The 18,180-nt window shown below is 50.4% G+C and carries 18 protein-coding genes; 6 read left to right on the forward strand and 12 right to left on the reverse strand.

The window, feature by feature from the left end; all coding sequences use genetic code 11:
- Nucleotides 1-236: 236 nt before the first annotated feature.
- Both C1752_RS06425 and C1752_RS06430 read left to right on the forward strand, forming a co-directional pair.
- Complete coding sequence (locus C1752_RS06425) at nucleotides 237-1,175, forward strand: FHA domain-containing protein (protein WP_110985233.1); 939 nt, start codon at nucleotides 237-239, stop codon at nucleotides 1,173-1,175.
- Between the two features lie 57 nt (nucleotides 1,176-1,232).
- Nucleotides 1,233-1,796 (forward strand): hypothetical protein, encoded by a 564-nt coding sequence (locus C1752_RS06430; protein WP_110985234.1) that lies wholly within the window; start codon nucleotides 1,233-1,235, stop codon nucleotides 1,794-1,796.
- On the opposite strand, the gene murJ is transcribed toward C1752_RS06430, so the two are convergent.
- On the reverse strand, nucleotides 1,780-3,360 hold the full coding sequence (gene murJ / locus C1752_RS06435) for a murein biosynthesis integral membrane protein MurJ (protein ID WP_110985457.1): 1,581 nt from the start codon (nucleotides 3,358-3,360) through the stop codon (nucleotides 1,780-1,782). The genes C1752_RS06430 and murJ overlap by 17 nt on opposite strands.
- Nucleotides 3,361-3,590: 230 nt before the next feature.
- On the opposite strand from murJ, the gene C1752_RS06440 reads away from it, so the two are divergent.
- Nucleotides 3,591-4,136 (forward strand): CPBP family intramembrane glutamic endopeptidase, encoded by a 546-nt coding sequence (locus tag C1752_RS06440; protein ID WP_110985235.1) that lies wholly within the window; start codon nucleotides 3,591-3,593, stop codon nucleotides 4,134-4,136.
- A gap of 96 nt (nucleotides 4,137-4,232) precedes the next feature.
- Here the strand turns inward: C1752_RS06440 and C1752_RS06445 are convergent, their stop codons facing one another.
- Entirely contained in the window at nucleotides 4,233-4,892 is a 660-nt protein-coding gene (locus tag C1752_RS06445) for an RNA polymerase sigma factor (RefSeq protein ID WP_110985236.1), read from the reverse strand.
- A 227-nt stretch (nucleotides 4,893-5,119) separates the two neighbouring features.
- Between C1752_RS06445 and C1752_RS06450 the strand changes: the two genes are divergently transcribed.
- On the forward strand, nucleotides 5,120-5,815 hold the full coding sequence (locus C1752_RS06450; protein ID WP_110985237.1) for a cytochrome b N-terminal domain-containing protein: 696 nt from the start codon (nucleotides 5,120-5,122) through the stop codon (nucleotides 5,813-5,815).
- Nucleotides 5,816-5,832: 17 nt separating this feature from the next.
- On the opposite strand, the gene C1752_RS06455 is transcribed toward C1752_RS06450, so the two are convergent.
- A complete protein-coding gene (locus tag C1752_RS06455) occupies nucleotides 5,833-6,150 on the reverse strand; it encodes a DUF3067 family protein (RefSeq protein ID WP_110985238.1) in 318 nt (105 codons plus the stop codon).
- Nucleotides 6,151-6,454: 304 nt separating this feature from the next.
- Between C1752_RS06455 and petC the strand changes: the two genes are divergently transcribed.
- Together petC and C1752_RS06465 are read left to right on the forward strand one after the other, a co-directional pair.
- Nucleotides 6,455-6,994: a cytochrome b6-f complex iron-sulfur subunit gene (gene petC, locus C1752_RS06460; RefSeq protein WP_110985239.1), complete on the forward strand. Its 540-nt coding sequence runs from the start codon at nucleotides 6,455-6,457 to the stop codon at nucleotides 6,992-6,994.
- Nucleotides 6,995-7,083: 89 nt separating this feature from the next.
- Entirely contained in the window at nucleotides 7,084-8,043 is a 960-nt protein-coding gene (locus C1752_RS06465; protein WP_110985240.1) for an apocytochrome f, read from the forward strand.
- 91 nt (nucleotides 8,044-8,134) lie between these two features.
- Here the strand turns inward: C1752_RS06465 and C1752_RS06470 are convergent, their stop codons facing one another.
- The 9 genes from C1752_RS06470 to C1752_RS06510 form a co-directional block, all read right to left on the reverse strand.
- Nucleotides 8,135-9,511: a nicotinate phosphoribosyltransferase gene (locus C1752_RS06470; protein ID WP_110985241.1), complete on the reverse strand. Its 1,377-nt coding sequence runs from the start codon at nucleotides 9,509-9,511 to the stop codon at nucleotides 8,135-8,137.
- Nucleotides 9,512-9,930: 419 nt separating this feature from the next.
- Entirely contained in the window at nucleotides 9,931-10,953 is a 1,023-nt protein-coding gene (locus C1752_RS06475; protein WP_110985242.1) for a bifunctional nicotinamide-nucleotide adenylyltransferase/Nudix hydroxylase, read from the reverse strand.
- A gap of 116 nt (nucleotides 10,954-11,069) precedes the next feature.
- Complete coding sequence (locus C1752_RS06480; RefSeq protein ID WP_110985243.1) at nucleotides 11,070-11,270, reverse strand: DUF2949 domain-containing protein; 201 nt, start codon at nucleotides 11,268-11,270, stop codon at nucleotides 11,070-11,072.
- A gap of 91 nt (nucleotides 11,271-11,361) precedes the next feature.
- On the reverse strand, nucleotides 11,362-12,219 hold the full coding sequence (locus tag C1752_RS06485; RefSeq protein WP_110985244.1) for an energy-coupling factor transporter transmembrane component T family protein: 858 nt from the start codon (nucleotides 12,217-12,219) through the stop codon (nucleotides 11,362-11,364).
- Between the two features lie 46 nt (nucleotides 12,220-12,265).
- Nucleotides 12,266-12,832, reverse strand: a complete 567-nt coding sequence (locus C1752_RS06490; protein WP_110985245.1) for a Uma2 family endonuclease — start codon at nucleotides 12,830-12,832, stop codon at nucleotides 12,266-12,268.
- A 144-nt stretch (nucleotides 12,833-12,976) separates the two neighbouring features.
- The gene (locus C1752_RS06495; RefSeq protein ID WP_110985246.1) at nucleotides 12,977-15,760 is read right to left on the reverse strand and encodes a TIGR02921 family PEP-CTERM protein; all 2,784 of its coding nucleotides are present in this window, start codon (nucleotides 15,758-15,760) and stop codon (nucleotides 12,977-12,979) included.
- A gap of 110 nt (nucleotides 15,761-15,870) precedes the next feature.
- Nucleotides 15,871-17,367, reverse strand: coding sequence for an exosortase O (gene xrtO, locus C1752_RS06500; protein ID WP_110985247.1), 1,497 nt, complete (start codon nucleotides 17,365-17,367; stop codon nucleotides 15,871-15,873).
- Nucleotides 17,368-17,587: 220 nt separating this feature from the next.
- A complete protein-coding gene (locus C1752_RS06505) occupies nucleotides 17,588-17,905 on the reverse strand; it encodes a type II toxin-antitoxin system HicB family antitoxin (RefSeq protein WP_110985248.1) in 318 nt (105 codons plus the stop codon).
- Nucleotides 17,895-18,155, reverse strand: coding sequence for a type II toxin-antitoxin system HicA family toxin (locus tag C1752_RS06510; protein ID WP_110985249.1), 261 nt, complete (start codon nucleotides 18,153-18,155; stop codon nucleotides 17,895-17,897). The genes C1752_RS06505 and C1752_RS06510 overlap by 11 nt, the downstream gene beginning before the upstream one ends.
- Nucleotides 18,156-18,180 lie beyond the last annotated feature (25 nt).

Here is an 18,180-nt window from a genome sequence, read left to right on the forward strand (position 1 = left end):
GAGGAGATTATACATTACGCATATACAACGTATACATTTGGCCGGGAATCCTAACGATAGGGTCCACCAAAATATTCTGCATCTATAGCCGTCGCCAGCTAAGTTAGGACAGCTCTTCTTCAGCAGAGATAGGTTTCAATGACCTTGATGTCCGACTTAGATATGTCGAAGGCTATATTTCAGAGTCATGCTTAGGCAAAGCCCCGTCCAATTTTCTAGAGCTTTTGACTCAGCGCATGGTTTCTCTCCCACATTCTCGTTCCCGTGATTTTGAGTCCAGTTCTATCGAGACCCCGCAGCTACTCTTAAATTCTGAAGCGGGCTTGCAAACATTCCGCCTCAGCAACCTAAGAACTTGGACCCTAGGCCGGAATCAAGCCAATACAATTTGTCTGCAGGATCCCTGTACGTCTCGCTGCCATGCCCGCATTGATGTGCAGCAAAATCACGACTGCTACTTCATTGATCTGGGCAGCGCCAATGGTTCGTCGGTGAACGAGCAGCCGGTGACGGAACCCGTGTTACTGAAGCATGGTGATCGCATCAAGATAGGCCAAACCGATCTATTGTTTCAGCATCGTCCTTCACCCAAGGCTGACGCATACGCTCTCGTTGACCAAGTCCTGATGCTGCATATCTCATCGGTACAGGGCAAAGTTTGGCAAGATATTTTCTGTTCTCAGGGAATTCCGGTGGCGTGGGGCAATCCGGGGGTGAGCCTGCGACAGACGGTGGAGTTCAGCGCCATGTCCTGCAGGTTACCGAAAATCTTGCTGGTGGATATTGCTGCCTATCGCAATCATTTTGGGGAGTTCTGCCGCTGGTGTACGGTTCAGTATCCGCAAATGAGCATTGTTTTTTTTGATCGCAAGCAGGCGGCTCCCAAGCCATCTGCGACCCTGCTGCCCCACGTGCATCGGGTTACGGCATTTCCTGAGCGGCACCTATTTCAACACTTAGGGCGTATTGAGGCACAGACCCAACAGTTACTGCAGATCTATGATGGACGCGGGTTGCGATCTCATCCCCTCCACAAAGCTCTAGAAAGCCTAGAGGAGCTGATACACCAGCTTCCTGATGACAATGCGCTGCAGCCTCACCACCTAAACGTAAGCGACGAAGACGTCACGTCTTTTATGACACCTCGAGATCGCAACACCCCCATCTATCTGTAACTCTCAATGCCGAATAAGTAGGCGAGATAAACTATAGACGTTGTTTGTTGCTAACCCATGAATACCCCTGCCCACATCGTTATCAACCTGCTGTGCTTAGGGCGTTCGGGGCAAGGTCTGAAACCCATCGTCACCGGGGCACTTTTACCTGATGCGCCCATGCTGGTGTTTTATCTCGTAGAGAAATTGCGCGGGACATCGGAACAGGACATTTGGCGTCATGCTTACTACCAACCCCATTGGCAAAATTTCATCGATATTTTCAACTCGATTCCCTTAGTAGTTCTAGGGATGGCGATTATGGTCGCGGCTGGATCGGTCACAGGGTTAATCCTCGGAGCCAGCATGTTGCTTCACCTTTTAGAAGATCTGCCCGTACACCATGACGATGCCCACCGCCACTTCTTCCCGTTGTCGAACTGGCGTTTTGAGAGTCCGATCTCATACTGGGACTCCAATCACTACGGCGGGATTGTCTCAGCCCTAGAGATTGTAGCGGTGATTGTAGGCTGTATTTTTCTATGGCGCATCTATCGAACCTGGGGCGCTAGATTGATGCTGGGCACCATCGGCCTGCTCTATGCCAGCTTCTTTATTTACGCCTTTACAACTTGGATTTGAGTCCTGGAATCTTTTGCCGGAGGCGGTCAAGAAATACGTTAACCTCTGGTAGCTTCAATTGCCAAACCACAAGTATAAACACGATCATTCCGGCTGTACCCGCTGTGGCAAGTTCGCCAACGTAGCTCAAAAGACCATCAGCGGTGACAAGGGCTTCATATCCTTGAGATGTCCCCCAAGCAACAACTCCAGTCAAAAAGCTGCCAATGGCTAATCCTACAATCGGTCCTGCCGTTGTCCGCCAAGGTAGGCCACCTAAGCGACGATTCAAAATCCACAGGAGGGCGATCAAAGAGAATAAATTAACTCCCACCGTTGCCATCGCTAGCCCTTGAGCTTGGAAAGCACTCGTGAACAGATAGCAGAAGAGCGCATGGAAGCCCAAACCCACCAGAGTGATTTTAAATGGAGTCTTCCCATCCCCTAGACCATAGAAAACGCGGACCAATACATCCCGTGCTAGGTAGATAAACATTCCCAGTCCGTAGACAGCCAAAATGGAGGCTACCAACTGAGAATTGGACGCAGTAAATTCTCCTCGCTCCAGCAAGACACGAATGATGGGCAGGGCCAAGGCTGACATTAAGGCTCCGATGGGCATCATGCTCATGGCTGTGATAATTAGGCTTTGGCGAATTCGACCCTTAAGTTCGGGCCAGTTCTCTGGGGCCGATAGCTTGGAGAAAATCGGCATGTAGGGAACCAGAATGACATTAGAGAGAATCCCTAACGGCATTACAAAGAGCCTCTGGGCATACTGAAGCGCCGCAGGTACACCCACACCAATCAAAGAGGCGAACTGGGTACTAATCAATAGGCTGATTAGCAGCATTCCAGATGAAACCGTAGCTGGAATCATGAGGCTAAAGATTTCTCGAACGCCCGGTCGGTTGAAATCAAACCGGAGACGGGGTTTTCCCATTCCAGCTTTAGACTGGGCAACGATCTGCGCCAACCATTGCAAAATACCTCCGGCAAGGGTACCCCAAGCCAGGGCTGCAGGGCCAAGATAATCGGCAAGTAGCAGCGCGCCCAAAATGACCGTTAGGCTGGAGAGTAAGGGACTAATGGCAGGGAGCCAGTACTGATCAGATGCATTTAAGGTCCCAAAGCCAATTCCAATCAGGACGGACAGGACGCCCAGCGGAGCCATGATCCGAAACTGTTCCACAGCGAGCATCTGCACCTCTGGCGGTGCCCCTGGGGCAAAAAAGCCCACGATCGGGGCCGCGAATAGCATCATCCCAGCAACTAGGATCAGCAATAGTCCACCCACAAGGGTATTGACAGTTTCGATTAGGGGAGCCGCTTCTTCCTTGGTTCGCTTCGCCAAGACGGTGATAATGGCGCTGTGAAAAGGACCGTTAATTCCCCCCAGCAAGATAAACAGAAAGCCAGGAACAATGTAGGCGTAGGCAAAGGCATCAACCCCAGCACCTGCTCCAAATTTAGAGGCGATCGCCTGCTCTCTAACTAAGCCCGCGATTTTGCTGATTAGGGTTGCGATCGCAACAATCGTTGCAATACTCGCCAAAGAGCGCTGAGGTTTCGGAGGCAAGGCAATCACCCATACTGAAGGAACGGAATGCTTAAGGAACGTAAAGAATCCTCACCTATTTAACCGTGAATGGGGCATTTAAGGCGACGGTCAGTGGGAGTTGCCCTGGGACTGCTTTGCTTTAGCTGTTACGGTGACAAAAGTATCTGCCTGCGACGCCTGTGAGTAAACCGCTTAACTCAAAGCCTGAATCACCCGAAATCGAACCCCTAAGCCGAAGTCAAGTCCTGATTGCGATGGGGGTCACAGCAGTCTTACTGCTGGTCGCAGCTAAGATTTGGCGCTACTTCGACCCTGTCCCTACCCTACCCTTCGTGTGGGACGTCACCCAGGTCACCATCGGCATCGGCCTAGGGTTTGGAATCACGCTTGCCAGCGCCGTAGTCTATCAACTTTGGCCCAAGTACCGCGAGTCGGCAGACCTCTATTTAAAGCTCATTCTATCGCCGCTCTTTTGGCCCGATCTAATCTGGCTAGGGCTGCTTCCTGGCCTCAGCGAAGAGTTACTCTTTCGCGGCGTCATGCTCCCCGCATTCGGCCTCAATATAGTCGGTCTCATCATCTCTAGCATTTGCTTCGGCGTCCTACACATGAGCGGCCGCAATCAGTGGCCCTACGTCGTCTGGGCCACCGCCGTGGGAATGCTGCTGGGCTACAGCGTTATCTTGACGGGCAACCTTCTGATTCCGGTGATCGCGCACATCGTCACCAATCTCATCTCCAGCATCACCTGGAAATTCAGACATTCAGATCCACCCCCCCTCGAAAAAGTCCAAAATTAGCTCGACTCTCTAGCAGTAAACGGCGGAGCTAGAACAGCCCTTCACCAGCACAGATGGGTTTCAGCTATTTTTATGTCCTAGTCAATACGTGTAGTGCTACAAAACCTGATCGAGCGTGAGCTGTTCTGCCGTTGAAGTAGCCTCACCCTTCGGTAGATAAATCGTCTGAATATCTTCTGGCAGAGCTTCCTGCAGGCATCGATAGGCGTAGCGGAGCTTCGGCTGAATTTGCTCAATTGTGATCTCCTCCCCCTCGGCCTGCAGCACCGCCGCGATTCGGGAATCCGGCCAGCGAAAGACCTGCGAAAGCGTCAGCAATAGGCGAGAGAGCGGCGGCAAATCTTCCAGCGCCATCTGCAAATAGCACCACAGAGGCGGAGAGGCAGCTTCCAAAGAATATTGAATTGTCTCAATGGCCGGGACTTCATCTTGATTAATACATAGAGCAATTTTATTGACCACCCAAGGCTGAAGCGAAAAATCATCGGGTGCGTTGCTGGCATCAACCGGCAGATACCTCAACTCATAAAAAATGTTGCGCCACAGGCGCGCAAATAGGTAATCCACCTGCATTGCCACTCTGGCCTTATTCCGTAATAGCGAGTATGTGAGCACGCCATACCGACAAAAGATCGCCACAAAAAATCGACCCTGCTCGGGGTGTAGCTGAAATCCTTGAGTCAGCTCAAGATCGCTCTGCTCTAGGCAAGGACCTACAAGTGGGTGGCCTGCTTCAGGGAATTCAGGTAGCTTCATGGACTCAACAGGAATGGTGAATGGGCTGGACGGCACAGGGCAGCAGTTCCATCACAGCAAACCTTAGCATCAACTGGAAAATCTGCGAAAGTGGCGACCATTAGCGAAAAGCAGCAGCCATTCACCTAGCGCTCTTAAAGAGACCACTCAATCCAACGATGGATCCCTTTATTAAGAAAAGTAAATATAATAGTTAATAGAACTTAATCATTCTGTTAAGCCTCACGATGAATACCACTCCTTACATACGCTTACGGCGACTCTCAACGCTGATCGCTGTTTCAATCTTGACTTTGTTTACCCTGTCTGGCGTGACCGGCATATTACTAGCGTTTTACTATGACCCAGCAGCAGGAGAAGCCTACAACTCTCTCCAAAATATTGTGGAGAACGTCTCCAGTGGCTGGCTGATCTACAGCATTCACAATCTGGCCGGGAACGGCATCATCACTTTAGCAATGGTGCAAATGGTGATCTTATTTCTAGGACGGCAGTTCAACCGCCACTGGTGGCTGTCTTGGATTAGCGGCGGTCTGTTGCTGCTAAATCTGATGGGCCTGGGCTGGACCTCAATGATTCTGGGCTGGAACCAGGAAGGATTTTGGCGCTTGAAGATCGAGCTGGGCCAAATTTCTGGCATTCCGGTCGTGGGTGAGACCTTGGCTCGCATCTTGACAGGAGGCGTAGGCATCGGCACAGCAACCATTCAGCACCTATATACGCTGCACAGCTATGTCCTAGCCTTGACGGCGCTTGGTTTAGCAGTGACCCACCTGACTGTTCTCATCCGACAGCAGCAAGACGATCGATTGTTCGTCTTGGACAAGCTGGAGAAGCTAGTCCAAGGGTCTGAATTGTCAGAAGAAGCGGCGTCTGAAACAGCAACATCTGAAGAACGAGAGAAGGTGACCTCTGCTTCCTAGCGAAGGATGCCAGGAATCTAGAAGTTTTCCACCATCCACTCTGAGGCTCTGCCCCCTAGCTCAACGGGAATGCTCACGGCTTTACCCAGACGAGGTCGCTCTTTAGTATTCTGAACGTAGTCGGTAATCTGTTGGCCTGCGCCCCAGCCTTTGATGTAGGTTGCGATCGCATCTAAATGCTCTTGATATTCTAGCTCCGTCATCGGGAACGACGCCTGCTCTAAATAGCGCCACATCACCTGGACAAAGACCTTGCCCTGGGTGCGCCGCAGTTGAACATCATAGGAACGGCCCCATTTTTCAAGTAACAACTGGTGTAACTCCGAGCCAGTCATAGGTCAGTCCTTATTGATCATGCGCATCTTCTCAGGCTATACCAGATTTTGAGTCGATGCGACAGGTCAAACTATCACTAAATCCGCATAATTTCCGTTGCAGGTGGAATTGAGACTCAACAAATGGGATAATGATGTCAAGAAATGTAATGATGCCCCTCGAATTTTGGTTGTGACCTCTCTAACGTCAATCTTGCCAGCCCCTCTGTTTGCAACATCAGAGCTGTCGGCAAATGAAGTCATCGCCCAAACGTTAGGGGACCGTGCAAAGCTGTTGATACCCACATTAAGATCATCGTAAATCATGGCTCAAGTCTCTGGATCCGCTGATGTGCCCGATATGGGCCGTCGTCAATTTATGAACTTTTTAGCGTTCGGCGCTGTGACAGGCACGGCTATCGGCGGCCTGTACCCTGTTGTTCGATACTTTATCCCACCTTCAAGTGGTGGATCGGGTGGCGGCATCAACGCAAAAGATGCCCTCGGTAACGACATTGTTGTCAGCGAGTACACCGCCTCTCACCCCGCAGGCGATCGCAACCTAGCCCAGGGACTCAAGGGTGACCCAACCTACGTAATTGTGGATGAAGACGATTCCATTCGCAGCTACGGCCTCAATGCAATCTGCACTCACCTGGGCTGTGTTGTGCCTTGGAATGTGGGTCAAGACCGGTTTATCTGCCCCTGCCACGGTTCTCAGTATGACAACACCGGTAAAGTGGTTCGTGGTCCCGCACCTCGATCCCTAGCCCTTGCCCATGCCGACGTCGTTGATGACAAGCTGGTCTTTAGTACGTGGACAGAAACAGACTTCCGTACCGACGAAGATCCTTGGTGGGCCTAGGCGCACAGGTAAGTTTCAGAACTTTCTAGCAGCGAGAGTTCTGACATTTTATTTTTTTGCTGATTCCTTTGATTTGAGTTTGACTGATAATGAAGCGAAGCTTTTTACCCATAATCACTCGGACGGGCCTTAGTTTCTTGAGTGCGCTCCTTGTCTGCCTTGGCGGCATCGTCGCACTACCCAACGTAGCTCAGGCTTATCCCATCTACGCGCAGCAGGCCTACGACAGCCCGCGCGAGGCCACGGGTCGGATCGTGTGCGCGAACTGTCACCTGGGGGCCAAACCGACTAAGGTGGAAATTCCTCAGGCAATTCTGCCCGACACCGTATTTGAAGCCATTGTCGAAATCCCCTACGACACTGACGTCCAGCAGGTTCTAGGTAACGGAGAGTTAGGGCCGCTCAACGTGGGTGCGGTTATTGACCTGCCCGAAGGCTTCAAGCTAGCGCCTGAAGAGCGGATTCCCGAAGAAATAAAAGAAAAAACCACCGGTCTCTTCTACCAGCCGTACAAAGCTGGCGAAGACGGAACCTACGTGATTGGTCCAATCTCTGGCGCTGATCACCAAGAGATTGTCTTCCCGATTCTGTCTCCTGATCCTAAGACTGACCCCAATGTTCACTTTGGCAAGTATTCCGTTCATGTCGGCGGCAACCGAGGCCGAGGTCAGATTCAGCCAACCGGTGACAAGACTAACAACGCAATCTACACGGCTTCTGTCGCGGGCCAAATCACCGGCATTTCCGCTGGAGACTCCGGTGCAACGGTAACCATTGCTGCGGAAGATGGCGGTACCGTCACTGAGACCATTCCAAATGGACCGCAGATCATTGTTTCTGAAGGTGAGGATATCGCGGCAGGCGCACCACTCACCAACGATCCTAATGTCGGCGGCTTTGGTCAAAAAGATGCCGAGATCGTGCTACAGAACCCCACACGGATTAAGTGGCTGATGGCTTTCTTTGCAGCCATTATGATTTCTCAAGCCATGCTGGTTCTGAAGAAGAAGCAGGTCGAGCAAGTTCAAGCTGCAGAGATGAATTTCTAGCAACGAGTCTGGCTTGCTAAATTGAATGTACGAAAGGCGCTTCCTCATGGTTGCGCCTTTTTTTAGAACGTTTGAAGAATTAGAAATTTGCTTATGTTTTCAGAGCAGTCGCTCGAACAGCCTCAAAGTCATATTCCTTCAGCAGGGTACCGTTTTCATAAACCGTTGCCAGAACACTTTGGTCATGCTGAGCTTGTCCTTCTAGGGCGACTGTGCAATATCCTGTCTTATCTATAATCAGGTCCAGACGACCCGCTTTACTCCGCTTGCCTGGGTCGGTAGCAGGATCTTTAAAGACGGGGGTCGCATCTCCGTCGATATTGATGCTGCTGCACTTGTAGGCAAACCGTTGGGTATCGCGATCCACTCGCTGCAGAAGAGCACCTCCCATACCAAAGGCAACATTAGAGGCACTGAAGCCTTGCTGCATCATGGCATCTAAAACGTCTGCAATACTTTGCGGGTTCATGCCGTCCCCCTGAATTAAGCGGACGTGTTGAAGAACTTTGTATCCCTTTGTATTTTTGACGGTACCGAAGGCATCCTCTAGAAGGTGCAGGCAACGCATGACAACAGTCTTGGGGTCTCCAGAATCAGGACGAATGACAACTGTTGCACCGGAGTCGATCACCTGCTGGCGTAGTTTTTGGCCCCAGAGATTTGCGATCGCACCCCAAATATCATAAGAATCCGACACCACAGCCACCGTTTTTCCCGGCTGAGCAAAACGCTGCAGCATATTCTGATAAGCATCCACCTCTCGAGATCTGCCCCAGGCCGTCATCGTAGAGTGTTCTGCTGCCGGAATCGAGAACCCCGCCATCGGGCAATTGTAATAACGGTTGGCGTATAAAACACCCTGTACAGTATCGCTGCCTTTAAAGTTGACTAAGTTAGCCATGCCGCCAATTCCAGAAGATTCACAGCTAGAGACCCCTCTCGCTCCGAAATCGTGAAGCTTAAAGTCAATCTCTTCGTCAGGCTGATCAGCCGTTTTGACCAGATAGTCATAAATGAGCTGGCGAATGTAGTAGCTTTGGGTCGCCACCGTTGTCGGATACCAGACCCTCAATAGCATCGTTTCTAGCCAAGAGACCAGCCAGAACGATTTGGGATCCGTCGATTCCACCGTCATTAGAACATTGTGAACCGGCACCACAGAGCCTTCGGGGACGGCGCGGATTCTGACCGGCAGTCTACCGTCTAGTCGCTGAACAATATCGGTGAAGCCTTCGGCATTAAAGGGAACACCGTGGGCTTGATAGAAAGCTTGAGCTTCATCCACCATCCACTGTTCGAGGGGCTGGCTGAGGTAGGTTTTGAGAATATACTGCAGGCCAAAAAAGACGGTGGCCGGATAGCGTCCCCCTCGACTTTCGGCGTAGGAGAACATGCTGTCGGTGCCGGGTGGATACTGCAGCCAGTGGCTTGCTTTGTACGAATCAGTATCAAGCAGTAAGTTATACATCGTGAATTCCTTTGTCGCGCTCCGCGACAGATATGTATGCCCTCGGTCTATCTGAGGGTTTGAGGTCCAGTTGATTAGGGGAAATTGGAGCTTGCGATCTTATCGGGGTATTGGTTAGCTGAAGAACGAGCAGAGATTTTGCACTGGCCCCCACTGGCCCCCCTAGCCCCCAATTCTGGGGGAAAGTACTCAAATTGTTTAGGCTTTCCCAGAAAATGATTGTCGTTCGCAGATAAGCAGCATTGTGCCTTAGAAGAAACAGCCTTGAGCGTTTAGATGGCCACTAGAAGAGGGCTTAGCCTTTACGATCTCTCAACACTTACATACACTCTCCCCCCAGAATTGGGGGGCCGGGGGGCCAATGCAGCAGCTCCAAAAAGCAGCCGTTCCCAGAAAAGCCACTCCCACAGGAGGTACGGCTAAATCTGGCTAATAAAGTGCTGAATGATGTGAAAGTGATCCTCATAAAAGCGAGGCTCATCTTTCTCAAGGCTTGATAGCGACATCCACCAGGCTTTATCAGCATCATCACTGCCCTTAACGCGGGGCAAGGGGCCAGACTTGAGCTGAATAAAGAAGGCGTGGGTAATTGTGCGGCCCCTCAGAGAGCGGTCGGGGTTATCAAAAACCTGCCGTCCCACAATCGATCCTTGGAGAACCGGAACCGGAACTTTAATACCTGTTTCTTCTCTCAACTCCCGGATCATGCCATTTTCTAGCGTTTCCAATTGATCAATAAAGCCACCCGGCAGCGCAACCAGACCTTTCCCCGGAGAAGCTTTGCGACGGACCATGAGCACGTGGCCGGACTGCACCACGACCGCATCAACCGTGACGTGGGTCGGCGGATAGGGAGCCACTGACCAGGATTCTTTGTACTGCTGAATGAACCGCCATTCTTCACAAAGGCGCTGGTATTCTGGGTCGGACTGGAAGGTTTTCAGATCATTGAGCACGGAAGGGGGAAGCTGTGAGGACTGCTTCCAATTGTCGCTGCCGCTGAAGTATCGGGTCCGAATTGCAGTGGCGTTTAAGCCCTGATAGTTATCAACAGGCACATAGTCCCACTGGGGAAACAAGTCGAGGTAGTAGGAGCTGTTGTCCTTTTGATGGCCGATGATGGCGACGCTATCGGAGGCGTCGGTGATCATCTCGACCTGTTTTTGAATGTCGGAGACCCAAAGGTTGTCACTGTAGAGGCGATCACGGGCATAGGCAAAGATGATGCGATTCTGGGTTGCAGCATCAAAGCAACCAGAGATCATTGATTGCCGATGCTCAGAACTCCAGGGGTTTTTGATATTGGGAGCAACCTGATGGCTCCCTAAAAAAACAATAACCACCTCTGACAACTGCAACGCCTTCTCGACGGTGTACAGATGTCCTAAGTGGAACGGCTGAAATCTACCAATGTAGACACAGTGGCTGTATTTATAATTCATCCCAGACTCCCTAGGAAAAGTGGTGTCTTCTCTCCGAAGACGTGATACCACGCTAATCAATCAAATTTAATCTGTCAATAGTCAGTGACGAATTCTGTGCATGCTCAGCCTGTGATCTAGACAGCAGGATAAGCTTCTATCCATTCAAAAATTCTGTTGACTTGTGGCAGAGAGACCAGTCCAAACTTCCAAAGAATCACAGGGAGATGATTGAGGCTTGAGATCTCCTGCCGTAACACAAGAGAAATGGCTTCTTGCGAAACGCTCAAGTCTTTTTGCAAGAATTCAGTCAGATGAGCGGTGAGTTGTGGTGACATATCTCTCATGCACTTGCTGATGACAATTCAGAATATATCGGCAAAATCTGAGAGAGTCCTGATACAGTTCTAAATTTAGCGGAGGGAGTCTCTAAGAATAAATGAGCCAAGCAAACTTACCGACTCCAAGACTAATGTACAAGAGAAGTGCGATCGCAAATACTCCGACAAAAGATGAGATCGCAACCCAATCAGCTTTCCCTAACACCGACTCATGCAGATAGGTCCGGTCTGCGCTTCCTGAAAATGCCTTAGACTGGAGCACCACCTCTAGCTTTTGCGACTTCATCATCGCTCCTAGAATCAGCGGTACCGCCACCCCACCATAAACCTGCACCTTCTGCAGCGGATTCATTTGCTCCAATGCCAGTCCTCGCAGGCGCTGCGCCTCCACAATGCTCTGCAGTTCTTCAAACAACAGCGGGAAAAAACGCAGCGTTGAAGAAAAGACAAACACAATCTTGTAAGGCACCTTCGTCTGCACCAGCGCCACGATCATATTGTTGATATCCGTCGTCAGCATCGCCAGCGGAATGACCAAAATCATCGTCAGCGTTTTGAAAACAATATTCAACCCGTAAAGCGTCCCCTCCACTGACAGTTGAGCACCCCCAACCCAAAGCCAATTAACAGGCAGGGTTAGCAACGGCGTCAGCACCTCTTTATTAGTGAGTGCCTTGACCTGGGCAACGTTGAAGAATCCCATACTCAACAGCAAAAAAAAATAGAGCGGAATCATCACCTTGAGCAAAGTTGTCAGATAGCTGCGCTTCACGCCCACCAGTAGGCTAGACACGATGACCGCAAGCGTCAGCAGCCCCCCTGCAATCGGGCTTTCCCACAGGAAGGCAATCACGGTGATGAGAGCGACGATCACAAGCTTGGCGCGGAAGTCTAAACGAGTGAACGCTGATTCACGAGTGACGGTTTGCAGTCGAGTGACGGCCATTATCGTTCCTTGAGGACTAGATGCCAATAGGTCAATACAGCCCTCATCAAAAGAAACAGGCCAGTCGACAGCAGAATCCTGGCAAAAGTGGTGAGTCAATTTGATCAGAAGCTAAGAGTGTTGCCATCAGGAGAAGTTGAGCACCTTCCCGCCGATAAACTTCCAGTTGCTTTAGTCGCCAGTCAACAATCCAGTATTCTTGAACGCCCTTAAGAGAATAAAGTTTCAACTTCGCTTCTCGGTCTCGACGTTCATTGGTGTTGCCCGCCGAAAGCACTTCGATTATGAGTTCAGGTGCATCAGTGAGATGACCTTCATCATCCATAATTTCTTCTAAACGCTCACTGCTGACCCAAACTAAATCTGGAATGACGTTATCGGCATCAGAGAAAATAACTCCCGGCGTAATCAGGGGTATCCCCAACGCTGTCTCATTCGACCAGCTCAACAACTTGGCATAAATTCGCCCAAGGGAATTTTGATGCCCGGCGTGAGGCGCACGGGTCACAAAAAGCTCTCCATCAATAATTTCATAGCGCTTCCACTCATCAGCCGCTAACAACTCTACATCGGCGCTTGTCCAGCGTACTTTACCTGTGGCGGTCTGAATCATAGGTCGTGACGCCTAAAATGAGCGTTGCCAAGTTACTCTTGCTAAATCACAAAATATCTAGCCTTATTCACGATTGTAATCGCAATCACTCCAAGCCTATTCAAGACTACCTCTCCCCAATACGTCAGGCTGGTAGTTACAGTGTTAAACCTCGTTCAATGGCGGAAGATTATGGTTTATTTCGTTCCTTGTCGCTTTCCATCTCCACCAGACGGCGAGAACAGCAAAGCAGGCTAACAGAAGAAGCCATTCAGCCGGTTCAGGAACTGCCGAGACAGGTGCGATCTCATCCTGCGGATCGGGCAACTGCTGATCTTCAACTTCACGATTAAAGCGATCGCTGGCTTCAGCCTCTTTGAGCTGCCGTTTCTGCTCAGGATTGACCAACACCAGCATCGACGAATAGGGCGTCACAATACTGTTCTCTTTCGCCACCTGATGAATGGCATCCAACTGGTTAAGCTGGTCCGGTTTGACTGCTTGACTCACCTGCGCAATCCACTGACGAGCGGCCATCGGAGCCACCGCTTCTACCGTCTTCACATCTGAATCAGGAGTGGAACTGAGAAACCAAGCATAGCCATCCACAACGTTTAGCAGAGAAGTCCCCTGTCCCAGGCTGGGTTGGGTCGCAATTCGAGTCATGACTGTTTTGATGTCAGCCGCCACATTACCGCCGGTTTGCTGAATTGTTGCTAACGTTGCATCGTCATAGGCCGCCTGTAAACCGCCTAAGTGAACCAACCAGAGCGGTGCCGCAAGTGGAAGCGGTGAGCCATCTTGAGTTAGCTCGTAACTACCAGAATCGGTCAGTAAAATAACGGCATCATAGTTTTGAGCTTCAGCCACCTGCTGATATTGATCTAGCATTTGGCGAGTCTGAAGCGAACCATAAAGAACCGTTTTTCCGGGGTCAAACGCGTCCAGGCTGCTTACCTTCTGAGCTTGGGTTCCATCAGCCCTTGTTAGATAAAGATCAGCAGAGTTAGCACCTAGCAGATTATCTTTTAGCCATTGGAAACTATCCTCCAGCTCTTTTCGATGGGCCTCCATGCTGTAAGAGCGATCCACAATAAAGGCAAAATGCTGACCCTGAGGAAGTTGATAATCTTGCTCGGCGAGGGGTTTTGCAACAACGTATCCCCCTGGGAGCTTAGCCTGCAATGCTGACGCGGGTTCACTCACATCAGCAGGGATAGAGGCGGGTAGCCAAGCGTCACTTTTTTGCTGAGGTTTACCATTGAGCGTTCGCTGGGTGTCTTGGGTCCAGAAGATATTGCGTTGTTCATTGAGGACCGGCAACATCCACTGATCGTTTTGCTTCATCACCTTGTAGGTCATCCATAGGTGCATCCGATCAGGCTGACCATCTTGAGGGAGTAAATCCCGACCCGCAGGCGGAATGGGAAAGGCCCGCAAGCGATAATTCCGTGGTCCTACCTGTTCAAGTAAGGCCGGATCAACCTGCCGCCGAACTTGGTCCGTGTAAACCTGTTGGGCTGCACCCCGAGGAGCCACGACATATTCATATCGCTGGGCGAGATCGGCTGTTTCTCCTAGCCACAGTCCTGTGATGGTGGCGCTTTCCGGTAGCGAGAAGTAGTAGAGAATTTCTGTATTTTCAAAGGTAGTATTGGCATAGACTTCGTGCAGTTTGATCTCAGCCCAGTCTCCCTCAGGCGTAATCGAAACATCCTGCTGCTGTAGTCGAACGCGCTCGGCACCAATATCTAAGAGTCCTGCCTTTGCCTCTGTCCGATTAAAGTTTGAGAGGACTGCATTTTGGATTGTGCTGTGTTCGCCGCGAAGGATTGGGGTGTCGAAGAATTCTGCATAGAGCTGGGCCGCCTTATCTTTATCCAGCGCATTCCCTTGATAGGCAAAAGGTGTCAGTACCGTCCGATAGGCATCCTGAACAGTCTCGGCGACTGCGTTTGGTGCTCCTAACAAGTTTGAATACATCCGATACATGCCTTTGTCTTCCAGCAGTGGGTAGCGGTAGGCACTGAGATATGCATTCAGTAAGCCTTTGCGAATGGCATCAGCATTTTGCAAAAGGGCTTGACGCTCTCCTTCAGACTGAGGTTGCTTTTCTAAAAGGGTAAAGGCTTGGGTTTGAGGCTGCTGCTGTAACAGCAAGAGTAAACCTAGCCATACGGCCAATACTGTTCCTACCCAAGCGCGGGGAAGGGTTTTGCCATGCTGTTGAGAGAGAGACTGTAGTGTTTGTCGCCAAGACCTGAGAAACAACCGCAACATCCCCCAGGGCATCATCACTAGACCAGAAAACACCATGATGAAGGGAAAAAAGATGGGAATCAGGACCACTAAGAAAATTGAAAGGTAAAGCGCACTTCCCATAACCACAATCAGCGGCAAAACGTAGAAGAGAGCAATCACGGACAGATACAGCGACAGCACTAGCATGATCGTTAAGCCTGCCAAATGCATCCAGCTGGCCCATGAAGATTGACGGTGATGGCGATGTAATAACCAATGTGCCAAGGCAATCGTCCCGACAGCGAGCGAGATAAACAGGAAAGAACTCGCAGGTGTCAAAGCTCTGAGAAAGAAGAGGCGAATTGTGCAGGCCATCAGCAGCGGCGCTTCTAGCCCAAAGAAGATTTGGAATAGTGAGATCGGCTGGGGCATTGGCCCTAGAGGGGCTGCAGGCTTCAGGTTGCTAATCTTGTTGAGCTGGCGCTTCCGTTGAATGCCGAGCGCGGTGGAGGTCGTGGGCACCCCAATCAGACCAAAAACAGGAATCAGGATGCTGAAGGGGACTTCGCCTCTGAGGGCGTCATTGAGAATATCCATGGCTAAGAACGGGAGGAAGCCAATGAATATCACGAGTAGCAAGGATAGATTAAACAGCCAGAAAAAAGCTGTAAATAGAGAGCGAGACTTGGGCGACACTGAAGTTGTCATGAGAAATACGTCAGATCTTCTAAAGATATTTAAGTGCTGAGTCTCTGAATTTAGACTTCTCACAGAGACTTAGGGATGATGGTGATTTCTGCGGCTCTTCGGAACGGGGGTTAAGTCATGGCGGTTGAGATTGCATCATGCACATCTGCTAACACCGCTTGCACCGCTGCATCATCAGCGGACACTGACTGATCAAAGAGGATAGAAACCATTGTCCAATGGGGTTCTTTGCGAATCATTTCACTCCAGACGCGATCGAGATAGTGATCGGTTGTCCGCTGCGAAGACTGGAACCAGTAGGCTGCTTGACGTTGGCCCTGATCAAGTGAAAGCCAGCGTCCGGTCACTTGGCTCGTCAGCGTTCGCTTCTGCATGTCGTCTATTTTGAAGCCGCTGGCTAAGAAACAGAGTTCAGGCGCATGGTGAGCCTGCCAGCTTGGACTGGCCACAAAAATCATAGACCCTGAAATATTCTGGGTTTTGAAAGCTTGCTTCTGGGCAACAACACCCGGATATTGGGTAAAAAACATCTGTTCCGGCCGCGTCAGATTGACAGATTCGGCCTGCATTGAGGTCGGCCACTGTAGCGAGTCCCAGCCGACAGCAGCGGCAGTTGGATGCGGAATCAAGGCTAGACCCAGCAGCAAACCCAACGTTATGAGCGCATTGCGGATATTTGCAGCGGGCGACTGAGTCTTTCTGGACTCTTGAAGCTTTGTTGTTGAAGGACGCTGATGGGGAACAAATTGGAGCAGCAACAGCGTAAGCAGACAAACGCTGATGAAGCCACATAACCCAAGCGGTACATGCAAAATTTCTGCTACAGTGCGCTGCTGCAGGACAAAGGTGAGGGTGACAATGACAAAGATTCGGGCGATATTAGCGACAATCAGCAAGGCAAAATTCGTTACCCCGACCAAAAACCACCGGAGGCCCATCTGCCTGCGTTCTAGCATTGATGCAGCGATAAAAAACAAGCTGCCAATCTCAATATTTTTGAATCCGCTGCAGGGGATATCAACAAAGGCAACACCGGTACTGAGAACTAAAATGTCTTCAGAAGTGATGGCGTTGACGCTAAAGGGCTGCAGCAAGTATTCAACGATTTCTGCAATTCCGGTACGGGCCAGATGGCCTAAGTCTGTAAGCTCTAGAGCGAACAGAAAAACCAGAATGGCGAAGGCACCCACGAACGGAATGTTACGCTTCCAGGTTTGGGTGTCGCAGAAGAGGCCCATGAGTCCGTAGGCTCCGATAATGGCCCCGACTGCTGAGAGGTTTTCTAGATCGAGAAAGTTTCGAGTCAGGAGAGATGCGATCGCAACTCCAACCATCACCAACAAAGGCAATCCTTGAAAGGTCGGCTCCAGCGAAAACTTCCATTGATCTCGGCAACGAAATCCCTGAATAAAAAGCACTGCAGCCGCCCCGGCTAGCAGCAATATATTGAATAGAGAAAGAATCTTGAGCAGATGCGTGAATCCCATTAACTCTGGCAAGAACAAGACGAGCCAAAGGAGAATGGTTATCACCCCCAGCAGCCGATTGAGCGACAGGACATGCGTGGGGTCAGCTTCAAAACGAGCAAGAGGGTTATCGTAGGTCATAGCTCAGTCCTCCAACCGTCAACTGAGCTGCAGATCGTATTGAGACCATGAGACCGTCCTTCTTCTGAAACCAACGTGCCACCAGCTTAGCCAGCACATAGTCGGATTGTCAGTCGGGCAAAGTCGGACGTTTCGGCATGGGTCTGACAAGCCGAAGAGGAGACATAAATATTATGGTCCTGCCCCGCAAGGTGCCAAGCTGATCCACTCGACCCAAAACTCAAAGCGATTGAGATAAAACTTGCTCTACGAGCGTATTAAGACTGACGCCCTTAATCTGAGCCTTTTGGACGGCTTTTCGATGCAATTCAGGCGGAATTCTCAGATTGAAGCGGCCTGAACAAGGCTTATCTGGATCTTTACCGACGCGTTGACAATCTTCTAGATACTCATCAATGACAGCCTGAAAGGATGATTCCAGCTCGTCTACTGTTTGACCATCAAAAACAATTACATCTCTGGTGCCAACCACTCGACCGAAGAAAATACGATCTTCAGCATCAAACTCAACAGTCACCTCATATCCCCTATATTTCATCTTTGATACCTGCCTTTGTTAGAAAATCACGTACAGCCTGAACTTGATAACGCTTTAGCTCATTCCCAGGATGAGGAGAATGAATATTTAAGGCAACGCTATTAAGATCGAAGCGCGCTCGTGAACCACTCCCTTGCAGGACATCCCCGCCCAGTCCCTTGATCAAATTAACGACATCAGGCCATGAGATATTTCTGCGAATCGGTTTTGCAAAAATTGCCGTTAGCGTTTTTCGCTGCTTGCTGTTCATTGATGCATAGTACCACTACATAGTA

This window comes from Acaryochloris thomasi RCC1774, assembly GCF_003231495.1.
Classification (GTDB): Bacteria; Cyanobacteriota; Cyanobacteriia; order Thermosynechococcales; family Thermosynechococcaceae; genus RCC1774.